The following is a 13730-nucleotide window of genomic DNA, read 5'->3' as shown; positions in this document are numbered from 1 at the left end:
TAAGCCTTGATGGCGTTGCGTGAATTGCAATGCATGGCAGGAAGGTCCGGGAACGACCGGCTATGCCTCGCAACTTTCTAAATATTCAAGCATTTTCACCCGCCACATTGCCGTGCGGGATTACAGGCAAATGATAAAATGACCGACACGACCGCTAAGATCGATTATTCCAAGACGCTCAATCTTCCGCAGACCGAATTTCCGATGCGCGCAGGCTTGCCAGCTCGCGAGCCGCTTTTTGTGCAGCGCTGGGAGGAAATGAACCTCTACAAGAAGCTACGCGAAGATGCGAAAGACCGTCCGCTTTATGTTCTGCATGATGGCCCTCCATATGCAAACGGCAATATCCATATCGGCCATGCGCTGAACAAAATCCTCAAGGACGTCATCACGCGCTCTTTCCAGATGCGCGGCTTCAACTCGAATTATGTGCCAGGCTGGGATTGCCATGGCCTGCCGATCGAATGGAAGATCGAAGAAAAATATCGCGCGCAGGGCAAGAACAAAGACGAAGTCGCAATCAACGAGTTCCGCAAGGAATGCCGTGATTTTGCAGCTGGCTGGATCAAGGTTCAGTCTGAAGAGTTTAAACGTCTCGCAATCTGCGGCGATTTTGAAAATCCCTACACCACGATGAACTTCCATGCGGAAGCCCGTATCGCAGGCGAACTCTTGAAGTTCGCAGCCTCCGGTCAGCTCTATCGTGGTTCAAAACCTGTCATGTGGTCGGTGGTCGAACGTACAGCGCTGGCAGAAGCTGAAGTTGAATATCACGACATTGAGTCGGATATGATCTGGGTTAAGTTCCCGGTCGCAGGCACGAATGATCTTTCTGGAAGCTCTGTGGTTATCTGGACGACGACTCCATGGACCATTCCGGGCAACCGTGCGGTTTCCTATTCAAACCGCGTTGCTTATGGCCTTTATGAAGTCGTTGCTGCTGAAAATGATTTCGGCCCGCAGGCCGGAGAAAAGCTGATCTTTGGCGATAAGCTCGCTGAAGAATGCGCAAAGAAGGCGAAGCTTGAATTCAAGCGTTTACGGGATGTGTCGTTCGAAGAATTGGGCGCAGTTACACTCCATCATCCGCTCAAAGGCTTTGCCGGTGGATATGAGTTCGTGGTTCCTCTTATCTCTGGCGATCATGTCACCGATGATGCCGGTACGGGCTTTGTACACACGGCACCGAGCCATGGCCGCGAAGACTTTGAAGCATGGATGGATGCGGCGCGTGAACTTGAAGCGCGCGGGATTGATTCAAGCATCCCGTTCCCGGTTGGCGATGACGGCTATTACACCAAGGACACTCCGGGCTTTGGCCCTGATCGTGAAGGCGGTCCCGCACGCGTTATCGACGATAACGGCAAAAAGGGTGATGCGAACGAATCTGTCATCAAGCAGCTGATTGCGCGTAACAATCTGTTTGCGCGCGGTCGCCTCAAGCATTCCTATCCGCATTCGTGGCGCTCGAAGAAGCCGATCATCTACCGCAACACGCCACAATGGTTTGTCTATATGGACAAGAACCTTGGCGATGGCACCACGCTGCGCTCGCGTTCGTTGAAAGCGATTGAGGAAACTCGTTTCGTACCTGCTGCTGGTCAGACGCGTCTGCGCGCAATGATCGAAGGCCGCCCGGATTGGGTGCTTTCGCGTCAGCGCGCATGGGGCGTGCCAATCTGTGTGTTTGCCGATGATGAAGGCAATATTCTGCAAGACGATGCCGTCAATAAGCGCATTCTCGAAGCTTTCGAGGAGGAAGGCGCTGACGCATGGTTTACCGATGGCGCACGTGAGCGTTTCCTTGGCAACCGTGCTGATGAAAGCTGGACGCAGGTTCGCGATATTCTTGACGTTTGGTTCGACTCGGGTTCGACGCACACATTCACGCTGGAAGATCGTCCAGATATGAAATGGCCTGCCGATGTTTATCTGGAAGGCTCGGATCAGCATCGCGGCTGGTTCCACTCGTCGCTGCTAGAAAGCTGCGGAACGCGTGGCCGTGCGCCTTACAATGCTGTTGTTACCCACGGTTTCACCATGGATGAGAACGGCAAGAAGATGTCGAAGTCACTCGGAAACACTGTGACGCCACAGGACGTGATCAAGGATTCCGGCGCCGATATTCTGCGTTTGTGGGTCATGACGACCGACTATTGGGAAGATCAGCGCCTTGGCAAGAGCATCATCCAGACCAATATCGACGCTTATCGAAAGCTGCGTAACACGATCCGCTGGATGCTTGGCACGCTTGCCCATGATGAAGGCGAAATACTGCCGCATACGGATCTGCCTGAGCTTGAGCGTCTGATGCTGCATCGTCTGGCTGAACTTGATGAAGTTGTACGTTCCGGTTATGACGCGTTTGATTTCAAGCGTATTTCCCGCGCTTTGATCGATTTTATGAATGTCGAACTCTCGGCTTTCTATTTCGATATCCGCAAAGACGCGCTTTATTGCGATGCGCCGTCGAGCTCCCGTCGTAAGGCTGCCCTTCAGACAGTTCGTGCGATTTTTGATCGTGTGACCACATGGCTCGCACCAATGCTGCCTTTCACCACGGAAGAAGCATGGCTTGATCGTTATCCGAACGCGGCTTCGGTGCATCTGGAGCAGTTCCGCACCACTCCTGGCGAATGGCGCGATGATGTGCTGGCTGAAAAGTGGCGCAAGGTTCGCAATGTCCGTCGCGTCGTTACGGGTGCGCTCGAGCTGGAACGCGCAGACAAGCGCATTGGTTCTTCACTGGAAGCGGCGCCGGTCGTTTACATTGCTGATAAGAGCCTGGCCGATTCGCTTGACGGCTTGGATTTTGCTGAAATTTGTATCACGAGTGGCATCTCGCTTACCGATGCTGCAGCGCCGGCCGAAGCGTTCGTGCTTGATGATGTCAAGGGCGTCGCTGTGGTGCCTGTGCGTGCGGAAGGTGAAAAATGTGCACGCTCATGGCGCTATACGACAGATGTCGGATCTGATCCGGAATTCCCGGAAGTCTCGGCGCGTGACGCAGTTGCACTGCGCGAATTGAAAGCTCTTGGTAAGCTTTCAGTTTAATGATGAAAAGCCCGGCCATCGTTTGAGGTTCCGGGCTTTTCACCATAAGGCTTGCCTTATAAAGTGAGGTCATGGTGAAATGGCGGTTAATATCACGATTGCCCGTCGAGTTGCTCTCATGTAAAAGGCAATCTTTGAGATAAACTTGCAATCTGCCTTGGAGTTGCCGGTTTTCTGAGGCATAGGTGTGAAAACGCCTCTGGCATAGAGAAAATCGACAGGCGTAAAAGAAGTGGCGCTTATGAAGATTGAAGGACGAGTTCTGGTATTGATGACGGCGGTTGCGGGTCTCGCACTGTCAGGCTGCGTGTCGTCGCCGACTTACGGGACCGACAAAACAGCGAGTGCTCAGCTTCTCGACGATATGTCGAATATGGCTAGCTTCGGTCAGGGCAAGAAAAAAGAGCGTATTGATTATAAGCCGCGTCCTGATCTTGTGCGTCCGGCACAAGGCGATAAGGGTGTTCTGCCAGCGCCGCAAGAGAGTCTAGCGAGTGCTGGTGATCCATCATGGCCAGAATCACCGGAACAGCGTCGCAAGCGTTTGCGTGATGAAATCACTGCAAATCGCGACAATCCGAACTTTGTTTCGCCGATTGAACAGGATGCGCCGATTGCCAGCAATGCAGGCAACCTTCCAAGTGGTAGCAGCCGTCGGGAAGAATTCGCGACGCGGACACCGACTGCAGACCCCGCTCGTGTGGCAGAGTTGAAAAAAGCGCGGGAGCAGCAGGCTCAGGGTTCATCCTCGACGCGTAAGTACCTCAGTGAACCGCCATTGGCTTATCGTCAGCCAGCGTCTACTGCATCTGCAGGTGAGCTTGGACAGGATGAGGCTCAGAAAGAGCGCGAGCGCAAGAAAGCCGCTGGTGGCGGTGGCAAGAGCTGGCGCGATATGCTGCCTTGGAATTGATTATATAAATCATCATTTGTTATAAGTTAGTCAGTCGGAAGTTAACTCTTCCGGCTGATTTTCATTGTACTTGAACGAATATAATAAATTAGGATGTCAGTGCTGATGACTTTTATACATTAAATATTTTTAATGTAGGTTTTCATAAACAATATTTGATTTCAATCAAGGAAAACATTCTGGCAGGGCCATAGCCTGCTCTTTTTGGTATATAAGGTGCTTATTATGTATAAATCAAACCGCTTTTGGGACACTCCTGACGGATATGGGCTGGTCAGCCGTTGCTTCCACTGGTCTATGGCAGCACTTTTTGTCTGGCAGTTCACCTCAACCATTCTTCGCATATTCGCCAAGGATACTTCATTTTATAATTTTTTCTGGCCAACCCATTTTCAGGTCGGGTTTGCTCTTTTGGTTCTGCTTCTTTTCCGGGGTGTTTGGGGGGTACTCAATTATTCCCGGCGACCGCATCATGCCGGGCTGACTGGCAAGTTTGCAGGCCTTGGCCATCTGGTGATTTATGCCCTTATGTTCGTCGTGCCTGCGCTGGCGCTGTTGCGCAGTTATGGCAATGGCCGTGGGTTCTCGTTTCTAGGTATAGAAATTTTTGCGAAAACTGGTGTTCAGGATGCGGCCTTGACTGCTCCCGCTAATGCTGCTCACGGCCTTTTGGGCTGGATTTTGCTGGCTATCATCGCTGGTCATGTGATTATGGCGCTGCTTCATCATTTTGTGCTGCGTGATGACACGCTGCGGCACATGACGGGACATCGCGTAACTAATTAAGTTGGTTCAGCGTTTCTCGCGAAAGAATTCCCGGAGTAGGGTCTGAGAGTCTTCTTCCGAGAAACCGGTATAGACTTCAGGAATGTGATGGCATGTGGGCTGCGTATAAAAGCGCGGCCCATATTCAACTCCGCCGCCTTTAGGGTCTGCGGCCCCATAATAAAGACGGCGGATACGTGCAAATGAGATTGCGGCTGCGCACATCGCGCAGGGTTCAAGGGTGACATAGAGGTCGCAGTCGATAAGCCGTTCCGACTGGAGCGTTTCACCGGCCTGCCGGATCACAAGCACTTCGGCGTGGGCGGTGATATCGTTCAATTCTCGCGTCCGGTTGCCGGCGCGTGCAATGATTTCTCCGTCATGGACGAGTACAGCACCAATCGGCACCTCACCACGAGTGGCGGCAGATTTTGCCTCTTCAAGCGCAATATCCATAAACGTAGCGCCGTTTTGGGATGAAATATCTGCAACCTTTTTCAATCCAACCTCATTTCATGGCCGGTACAGGGAAATTTCGCTCGCAAGCTTATGAGCGATTTGTTACTGCATAAGTCACGAAATCAAAACCGATTTGCGAACGGATTTATACAGCGCTCTTGACCGGACCGTCCTTTGCCAGCCCCCAGCGGCCAGAGACACCACGGCGGCGCTGCTGAGAGGCTAATATCAGATGAGTACAGAAGACGACAATAAGGGCGGTCGACGTCCTCCATTTGGACGCGAAGGTCGCGGAGATCGTGGTGAACGTTCGGGCAGTACGCGTGGTGAACGCGGTGAGCGTCGTCCGGGATTTCGCGAAGACCGGCCTCGTGAAGGTGGCTTCCGCGAAGACAGACCGCGCCGCGACGATGACCGTGGCGCTCCGCGCAAGTTTGGATCGCGCGACGCACAAGACGGTGAAGATAGCGGTGAACGCATCGCAAAGCGTTTAGCGCGTGCGGGCATTGCTTCGCGTCGCGAAGCCGAGACGATGATTGCGGCTGGCCGTATCACCGTAAATGGCAAAGTTCTTTCGACACCGGCTGTTAACGTCAAGCGCACGGATGTCATCACAGTTGATGGTAAGCAGCTGAAGCAGGCTGAGCGCACACGTCTTTGGCTCTATCACAAGCCTGCAGGTCTTGTGACGACGAACCGCGATCCCGAAGGTCGCCCGACTGTGTTTGAAGCGCTGCCAGAAGAAATGCCACGTGTGCTTTCTGTTGGCCGTCTCGATATCAACACCGAAGGCCTGCTTCTGCTTACCAATGATGGTGGTCTGTCGCGTGTTCTGGAGCTTCCTTCGACCGGTTGGCTGCGCCGCTACCGCGTGCGCGCCCACGGCAAGGTTACGCAGGCGCAGCTTGATGAGCTTAAAAATGGCATCGCAGTCGACGGCATTTTCTACGGCAGCATTGAAGCGACGCTCGAGCGCGAGCAGGGTGCCAATGTCTGGATCTCGATTGGTTTGCGCGAAGGCAAGAACCGCGAAGTTAAGAATATTCTTGGTGCGCTTGGTCTGAACGTTGGTCGTCTGATCCGTGTTTCCTTCGGTCCTTTCCAGCTTGGCGATCTCGAGGAAGGCGGCGTGCGCGAAATTCGCGGCCGTATTCTGCGCGATCAGCTTGGCGAAAAGCTTGTTGAAGAATCGGGTGCTGACTTTGATGCGCCAATCGTCAATGAGTTCTCGAACGCTGTCGTTCAGGGGCGTACTGCACGAGAGATGGAGCAGCGCGAGCCGGAAGAAGAGCGTCGTCGTCCGCAGCGCGAGTGGATTTCCAGTCAGCCCGAACGCCGCAAGCCAAAAGAAAAGAAAGACGACAAGATTGAACCGCGTCGTCGCGGCGGTGTAAATGTCTGGATGGCGTCTGGTGCACGTCCACAAGGCGAAAAAGCAGCCGCGGAAAAAGCAGCACGCGCAACGGCACGTGGTGAGCGCGCAAGCCGTTCCGATGGTGATTTCAAGTCGCGTCCACGTCGTTTCGAGGATGGTGATCAGCGCCGTGATGAAGGCCGTGAAGATCGTCCACGTCGCTTTGACAAGCCTGCCGGTCGTCCAGAGGGGCGTTCGGAAGGCCGCCCGCCGCATCGTGGTCCGCGCAGTGAAGGTGACTTCCAGTCACGTCCACGCCGTTTCGGCGATGGCGAGCAGCGTCGTGATGAGGGGCGTGAAGAGCGTCCGCGTCGCTTTGAAAACCGTTCGGAAGGGCGTTCCGAAGGTCGGTATGAGCCGCGCACACCGCGCCCAGAGGGTCGCAGCGATGACCGCAAGCAAGAGCGTCGTCCGGGTAAGCGCGAGCGCGCTGAACTGAAGGCGGAGGGCGGCGAAAGATCATCGGGCGGTTATGAAGGCCGTGGCTTCGGTAAGCCTTCTGGCCCCCGCAGTGGCGCACCACGTTCCGGTGAAGGTCGTGGTCCGTCAAAGGGCCCGGGTGGTTTCGGCAAGGGACCAGATCGCGGCGGTTCGGGGGGCAACAGGTCGAATGATGGAAAGCCACGCGGTGGCAAGCCTGGAGGCAATGGTGCGGATCGTCGGCGGTAAATTCCGCGGGCGAGCGCTCGTTACACCCACAACAAATGCGATCCGTCCCACGACGGATCGCACCCGCGAAAGCCTCTTCAATATTCTTGCGCACAGCTTTCCCGAAAAGGTGGATGGCGGTCGTGTTCTTGACCTGTTTGCTGGTACGGGCGCGCTGGGCCTTGAAGCCCTTTCGCGCGGTGCGCGCTATGCGGTTTTTGTCGAAGAATCGGCGGAAGGTCGCGGTATTCTGCGTCAAAACATTGAGGCTTTTGGCTTACAGGGACAGACGAAAGTGCTCCGGCGGGATGCCTGCAAACTTGGCGAAGCTGGCACAATGGAGCCTTTCGATCTGATTTTTGCTGATCCGCCTTATGGACGTCGTATGGGCGAGAAAGCACTTTTATCAGCACTGGAAGGCGGTTGGCTTAATCCTGACGCACTTATCGTGCTTGAAGAAGAAACAGAAGCTTCGCTTGAGCTGGATGAACGATTCGTTGTGCATGAAGAGCGCAATTATGGTGGCACCATCATTCGCCTTATCCAATTGAAGCAAGGCTGAAAATCGGCCCGCCCCGGAGACGGGACAGGCAATGATATTTGATATTGATTTTGAAGCATTTCGGCCTTTTGAATAGGCGAAATGAAAACTGATTGGAGATGTCGTTTGGTGCATAACCCCTCACTCCGGCGCTTACTGTTGTCTACGGCAATCGGTTTCGCACTGGCTTTGCCACTGGCAGCCGTTTCTGTTCAGGCGCAGACACCCGCTCCGGCTGTATCCGCCGAAGCCGCAGCCACGACGCCAGCGCAAACTCTTCCGGAAATAAGCAAATCTGACGACATCAGCAGCTTCACGCTGGAAAATGGTTTGAAGGTCGTGGTCATTCCTGATCACCGTGCACCGGTCGTTACGCAGATGATCTGGTATCATGTGGGATCCGCTGATGAAGCGCCCGGCAAATCCGGCATTGCCCATTTTCTTGAGCATCTGATGTTCAAGGGCACCAAGACTTATCCGGCTGGGGAGTTTTCTGCGAAGATCGCAGCCATTGGTGGTCAGGAAAACGCCTTCACGTCCTATGATTATACGGCCTATTTCCAGCGTGTCGCACCGGACGCACTGGAAATGGTGATGGGCTATGAATCTGATCGTATGGCCAATTTGGTTCTCGATGAGGAAGCCGTCACGACAGAGCGTGAAGTGATCCTTGAAGAGCGTCGTATGCGGGTCGATTCAAATCCCGCAGCGATGCTGATGGAAAACACCGATGCCGTGCTGTTCTATAATCATCCTTATCGCGTGCCGGTTATCGGCTGGCGGCAGGAAATGGAGAAACTCAGCCTCAGGGATGCGGTTGATTTCTACCAGCAATATTATACGCCGAATAATGCGACACTGGTGATTGCCGGTGATGTGACGCCAGAGCGCGTGCGTGATCTGGTCATGCAAACCTGGGCAAAAATCCCCAAGCGTGCCGATGTGTTGCCGCGTGAGCGTCCGCAAGAGCCGCAGAAACACGCAGCGCGCGTTGTGACATTGCATGATGATCGCGTGAGCACGCCGTCATTCCGTATGTCTTGGCTGGTGCCATCATATGCCAATGAAAAGCGTTTCCCGAATGTGAAGGCGGGCGATGCCCCAGCACTTGATTTGCTTGGTGAAATTCTGGGCGGTTCGCTGCGTTCGCGTCTTTATCAGGAACTGATCGTCAAACAGGGCATCGCATCCAATACGGGTGCGAGCTATGCTGGTGATCCGCTTGATGACGGCACATTCTCGGTCTATGGCTCGCCACAAAATGGCAAGACCCTGGCAGACGTAGAGAAGGCCGTTGATGCTGAACTTGCGCGGATTATTAAAGACGGTGTGACACAGGAAGAGCTGGATCAGGCGCGAAACCGGTTTCTGAAAGCGATTACATTTGCACGGGATAGCCAGTCTGGAATGGCCCGCATCTATGGCTCTACCTTGTCGATTGGCCAGAATATCGAAGATATTCAGAAATGGCCGGACCTCATCAAATCGGTGACGGTTGATCAGATCAAGGATGCAGCGGGCCGTTATCTCGTCAAAGATCAGTCCGTGACCAGTTATCTGCTGCCACCCGATACTGAGCCAGAAAACGCCCGCGAAAATCCCAATGCCGCTGCAGGCGATGCGGTTGGTCAAGGCGCAGAAGGAGCAATCCAGTGAGTAAGGTTGTTGTATTGAGCATTTTGCGTGCGAAAAATGCCGTCGCTGCCATTGTGGGTTCGATGTTGTTGCTGGTGGCAGGCAGCCTGCCTGCCAATGCTATCGAGATTCAGGAAGTCGTTTCACCCAAAGGCATCAAAGCCTGGCTGGTGGAAGATAATTCGGTGCCGCTCGTATCCATGCGTTTTTCGTTTAAGGGCGGGGCTTCACAGGATCCATCGGGTAAGGAAGGTCTTGCCAACCTGATGACCGGGCTTTTCGATGAAGGCGCAGGTGACCTTGATTCTGACAGCTTTCAGGAACGCATTGATAATCTGGGTGGAGAAATGAGTTTCTCGGCGTCGCCGGATTCTGTTTCAGGCAGTATTCGTATGTTGGCTGAGAACCGGAAACCTGTTACCGATCTTCTCGCACTCGCGGTCAATAAACCGCGTTTTGATCAGGACGCAATTGATCGTATCCGCAAACAGGTCGTTGCGAGCCTTGAAGCATCACAGCGTAATCCATCGACAATTGCATCGCGCAAATTTGCAGATGTGCTTTATGGCGATCATCCCTATGCTCGTCCGGATGAAGGGACTGTCAAGTCTCTGCAATCAATCACCCGCGACGATCTGGTGAATTTCCATCGTAAGAATTTCGCGCGCGACAAGCTGACAGTCGGTGTGGTTGGCTCGATCAATGCAAAAGATCTGGGCGAAATGCTTGATGAGGTCTTTGGCGATTTGCCAGCCACTGCAGAATTGGTGCCGGTGCCTGATGCGAAGCTCGCGCTTGGGACAACAACCAGCCTGAGCTTTGACATGCCGCAGACATCAATCAGCTTTGTTTATCCGGCTGTGCCGCGCAAGGATGATGAGTTTTTCGCTGCCTATTTGATGAACCACATTCTGGGCGGTGGTTTCACGTCGCGTCTTTATGCGGAAGTGCGTGAAAAGCGTGGTCTTGCCTATTCAGTGTCTTCGTCGATGTCACTGCGTGATCATGCTTCGGCGCTGACAATTTCGACCGCTACGCGCCCTGAAAAAGCGCAGGAATCGCTCAAGATTATTCGCGAGCAGGTTGCTAAAATGGCAAGCGACGGGCCAACAGAGGCTGAACTTGCTGCTGCTAAAAGCTACCTCAAAGGCTCTTACGCTGTGAACAATCTCGATTCCTCTATCTCGATCGCCGACACGCTTGTTGGCCTTCAGGAGGCGGACCTTGATCGGGATTACATCGACAAGCGCAATGAATTGATCGATGCGGTGACGCTTGATCAGGTCAAAGCTATTGCCAAAAAGCTTTTGGAAGCAGAACCTGCAATTCTGATTTTCGGACCTGCGCAGTCCTAAAGCATGTCGCGGAAAAGTGGGAACCGGTTTTCCGATGACGACATGCGTAAAAACAAGGAGCTAGAGCGAGCGCTGTGAATACGAATAAGCGCGCCACGCTCTAAGCGTACATGGCGAGAGAAAAGCTTTATGGATATGACACTAACAACATCACCGCGTATCGCCGTCGCTTTTGGCGGCGGTGGTGCGCGTGGTATCGCGCATATCCATATTATCGAAGTGCTCGACGAACTTGGCATTAAGCCCGTGGCGATCGCTGGTTCGTCCATTGGCTCAATCGTTGGCGCTGGCATGGCCAATGGCATGAGCGGCGCTGAAATTCATGAATATATGGCGGCGATTTTCAATCGCCGTTCCGAAGTCGCCCGTCGCATGTGGCAGGCCCGGCCTGAGCGCTGGGTGGAACTTCTCAAAGGTGGCTTCCGAGTAAGCCAGTTCAATCTTGAGAAGATATTAGACGTTTTTCTTCCCGCATCATTGCCCGAAAATGTCGAGCAACTGAAAATTCCGATGAGCATCACAGCATCAGACTTTCATGCGGCAACAGAACTCAATATTGAACGGGGTGATCTGCGTTCAGCTATTGCTGCGTCCTGCGCTATCCCGCCTGTTTTCAGGCCGGTGCGTCGCGATGGGCGTATTCTTGTTGATGGCGGACTGCTTAATCCTGTGCCCTTCGACTTGCTCTTCGACAAGGCAGATATTGTTATAGGCATTGATGTGGTTGGTGCGCCCGTTGGCCCGGATGACTATATGCCGACCACGATGGAAGCTGTCATGGGGGCGAACCAGCTCACCATGTGTTCCATCATTGAGAACAAGTTTCGCAACCGTCCGCCGCATATTTTTCTGCGCCCGAATGTGGAACGGATTGGCCTGCTCGACTTCCTGAAATTCGAACAGATACTGTCGCAAACAGCACCCATTCGAGAAGAACTCAAACAGGCACTGGATACGGTTTTGAGCGGCAGGTTTGGGGCCGCGACGTCCTGATTTACTCAGCCGCAACGGCGGGTGAAGTTGGGCTTTCAGCCATATCATCACCGGCCTTGTCGATACGCTGTCCTTCGCGTGCAGGCTTCACCAATGGTTCCGGTGTTACTGGCTTGTTAAAGAGCAGGTGCCGCCCCGCCATGATCCCTTCCGATGCTTGCACATGCAGACGATCTTCATCGCGCTGACGCACATCTTCGCGAATGTTATAGGCTTCTGCTTCCGATACGCCCAAGCCTTCCAAAGTGCGCTGACCAAACAAAAGGCCCGACTCAAAAGTCTCGCGCAGTTCATATTCCACGCCTTGCGCACGCAGTTGCAGCGTGTGTTCACGGTCATAAGAGCGAACAAACAGGCGAACATCGGGGTATTCAGACTGGATCAGGTTAACGATGCGGTTGGTGATTTCTTTCTTATGCGTGCAGACAGCCACAAGCTTTGCCTTACGTATGCCTGCCGCTTCCAACACATCCTTGCGGGTGCCATCGCCAAAATAAATCCGAAAACCGAATTTCCCGGCTGCACGAACGCGATTGGGTGAGTTGTCGATCACCGTCACGTCTATGCCGCCCGCAAGTAATATCTGCGCCGAAATTTGTCCGTAACGCGAAAAGCCGATCATCAGAACGTCAGCTCCGGCGCCTTCGAAGTTTTCTTCGATGACGTCTTCGGTTTTATCTTTGATGATAAGCCTTGAGCCGATCGCTACAGAAAGCGGTGTCAGAGCCATCGAGACTGTTACGGCAGCAACAAGCTCGGAACTTAGCGCATTAGAAATGACGGCCGCTGCTGCAGCTGCCGAGAAAAGTACGAAAGCGAACTCACCGCCTTGTGGTAGCAGAAAAGCAACGCGGATCGCATCATTGTGGTTTGAACGGAAGATGCGGCAGAGCAAATAGGTGATTGCCGCTTTGACGACCATGAAGATCGGCACGGCAATCAAGATCGTCTGCCAATATTGCAGAATGACTGTGAGGTTGAGCGAGAGACCGACAGCCACGAAGAACAGGCCAAGGAAGATACCGCGGAATGGTTCGATATCCGCTTCCAACTCATGACGATAGGACGATTCAGCGAGCAGAACACCTGAAATGAATGCCCCCATGGCCATTGAAAGCCCGGCGGCTTGCAGCAGGCTTGCCGAACCCAACACCACAAACAGGGCGGCTGCGATCATGACCTCGCGCGCGCCGGTATTGGCAATGATCCGGAACATCGGGTTGATCAGATAGCGCCCCGCGATAACAAGCGCTGCAATAGCTGCGATAGCGGTTGCAAGGTGAAACCCGGCGCTAGCTTGGGACGGCTCATTCGGGGAAAGTGCTGGAATGATTGCCAGAATTGGCACGATTGCGAGATCCTGAAACAACAGAATCGCAAAAGCGCGCTGTCCATGCTTCTGGTTGGTTTCTGCACGATCTTCCAACACTTGCATGGCAAAAGCTGTCGATGACAGGGCAAGACCAAAGCCGATTATGATCGCCGCTTCAGTGGTCAAACCTGCAAGGTAGATGCCGAGTGCTGCAAGGGCGGACCCTGTGAGTATGACTTGCGCTGCACCGAGACCAAAAATTGCATGACGCAAAGCCCATAGACGCGACGGCTTTAACTCAAGCCCGATGATGAACAGCAGGAAGACGACGCCAAGCTCTGAGAAATGCAGCAGATCTTCGCCATCCGAAATGAGCCGTGCCACCGGACCGATCACAATCCCCGCTGCAAGATAGCCGAGAACGGTCCCAAGGCCGAGCCGTTTGAACAGCGGAGCCGCGATAATCGCGCCGCCCAGAATCATCAGCGCTTGTAAGTAGAGACTTCCGCCAGTTGGGACCATGATATGCTCTTGGAATTCGAAGAATGTGAGGGCTTCCCTTGAAGCCATCGGATTTCAGCAATATAGAAACACGATATGTCTCTAATCAGTCCGATGTCGAATAATTTGACATAAGTTTT

General features: G+C 53.6%; 10 protein-coding genes. 8 read left to right on the top strand and 2 right to left on the bottom strand.

The genetic code is table 11. From position 1 onward, the window contains the following. Nucleotides 1-138: 138 nt before the first annotated feature. The 3 genes from ileS (at nt 139) to RI570_RS12145 (ending at nt 4753) form a co-directional block, all read left to right on the top strand. On the top strand, nt 139-3054 hold the full coding sequence (gene ileS / locus RI570_RS12155; protein ID WP_313828804.1) for an isoleucine--tRNA ligase: 2916 nt from the start codon (nt 139-141) through the stop codon (nt 3052-3054). Nucleotides 3055-3295: 241 nt separating this feature from the next. Continuing rightward, nucleotides 3296-3967, top strand: a complete 672-nt coding sequence (locus RI570_RS12150; RefSeq protein WP_313830014.1) for a hypothetical protein — start codon at nt 3296-3298, stop codon at nt 3965-3967. Nucleotides 3968-4192: 225 nt separating this feature from the next. Then, nucleotides 4193-4753 carry a cytochrome b gene (locus RI570_RS12145; RefSeq protein WP_313828803.1) on the top strand — a complete coding sequence of 187 codons (561 nt, stop codon included), beginning with the start codon at nt 4193-4195 and terminating at the stop codon, nt 4751-4753. A 6-nt stretch (nt 4754-4759) separates the two neighbouring features. On the opposite strand, the gene RI570_RS12140 is transcribed toward RI570_RS12145, so the two are convergent. Further along, nucleotides 4760-5188: a nucleoside deaminase gene (locus RI570_RS12140; RefSeq protein WP_409558691.1), complete on the bottom strand. Its 429-nt coding sequence runs from the start codon at nt 5186-5188 to the stop codon at nt 4760-4762. A gap of 235 nt (nt 5189-5423) precedes the next feature. Between RI570_RS12140 and RI570_RS12135 the strand changes: the two genes are divergently transcribed. The 5 genes from RI570_RS12135 to RI570_RS12115 all read left to right on the top strand — a co-directional run bounded on the left by RI570_RS12135 (nt 5424) and on the right by RI570_RS12115 (nt 11777). After that, complete coding sequence (locus RI570_RS12135) at nt 5424-7274, top strand: pseudouridine synthase (protein ID WP_409558664.1); 1851 nt, start codon at nt 5424-5426, stop codon at nt 7272-7274. Then, entirely contained in the window at nt 7255-7815 is a 561-nt protein-coding gene (rsmD, locus tag RI570_RS12130; protein ID WP_310015998.1) for a 16S rRNA (guanine(966)-N(2))-methyltransferase RsmD, read from the top strand. Before RI570_RS12135 ends, rsmD begins: the two co-directional genes overlap by 20 nt. 108 nt (nt 7816-7923) lie before the next feature. Further along, on the top strand, nt 7924-9450 hold the full coding sequence (locus RI570_RS12125; RefSeq protein WP_313830012.1) for a pitrilysin family protein: 1527 nt from the start codon (nt 7924-7926) through the stop codon (nt 9448-9450). Nucleotides 9451-9512: 62 nt separating this feature from the next. Further along, the gene (locus tag RI570_RS12120; protein WP_313830010.1) at nt 9513-10784 is read left to right on the top strand and encodes a pitrilysin family protein; all 1272 of its coding nucleotides are present in this window, start codon (nt 9513-9515) and stop codon (nt 10782-10784) included. Between the two features lie 129 nt (nt 10785-10913). Continuing rightward, on the top strand, nt 10914-11777 hold the full coding sequence (locus RI570_RS12115; RefSeq protein ID WP_313828801.1) for a patatin-like phospholipase family protein: 864 nt from the start codon (nt 10914-10916) through the stop codon (nt 11775-11777). A gap of 1 nt (nt 11778) precedes the next feature. Here RI570_RS12115 and RI570_RS12110 read toward each other — a convergent pair whose 3' ends face one another. Then, a complete protein-coding gene (locus RI570_RS12110) occupies nt 11779-13611 on the bottom strand; it encodes a monovalent cation:proton antiporter-2 (CPA2) family protein (protein ID WP_313828800.1) in 1833 nt (610 codons plus the stop codon). Nucleotides 13612-13730: the final 119 nt, after the last annotated feature.

This window comes from Brucella pseudogrignonensis, assembly GCF_032190615.1.
GTDB classification, from domain to species: domain Bacteria; phylum Pseudomonadota; class Alphaproteobacteria; order Rhizobiales; family Rhizobiaceae; genus Brucella; species Brucella pseudogrignonensis_B.
Note: the sequence above shows the minus strand (reverse complement) of the source record. Positions and strands in the feature narration are given on the sequence as shown.

Bases quoted from the DNA above. Each gene is read 5' to 3' on its own strand.
- ileS (WP_313828804.1), top strand. From the start codon at position 139: ATGACCGACACGACCGCTAAGATCGATTATTCCAAGACGCTCAATCTT.
- RI570_RS12150 (WP_313830014.1), top strand. From the start codon at position 3,296: ATGAAGATTGAAGGACGAGTTCTGGTATTGATGACGGCGGTTGCGGGT.
- RI570_RS12145 (WP_313828803.1), top strand. From the start codon at position 4,193: ATGTATAAATCAAACCGCTTTTGGGACACTCCTGACGGATATGGGCTG.
- RI570_RS12140 (WP_409558691.1), bottom strand. From the start codon at position 5,188: ATGGATATTGCGCTTGAAGAGGCAAAATCTGCCGCCACTCGTGGTGAG.
- RI570_RS12135 (WP_409558664.1), top strand. From the start codon at position 5,424: ATGAGTACAGAAGACGACAATAAGGGCGGTCGACGTCCTCCATTTGGA.
- RI570_RS12120 (WP_313830010.1), top strand. From the start codon at position 9,513: ATGTTGTTGCTGGTGGCAGGCAGCCTGCCTGCCAATGCTATCGAGATT.
- RI570_RS12115 (WP_313828801.1), top strand. From the start codon at position 10,914: ATGGATATGACACTAACAACATCACCGCGTATCGCCGTCGCTTTTGGC.
- RI570_RS12110 (WP_313828800.1), bottom strand. From the start codon at position 13,611: ATGGTCCCAACTGGCGGAAGTCTCTACTTACAAGCGCTGATGATTCTG.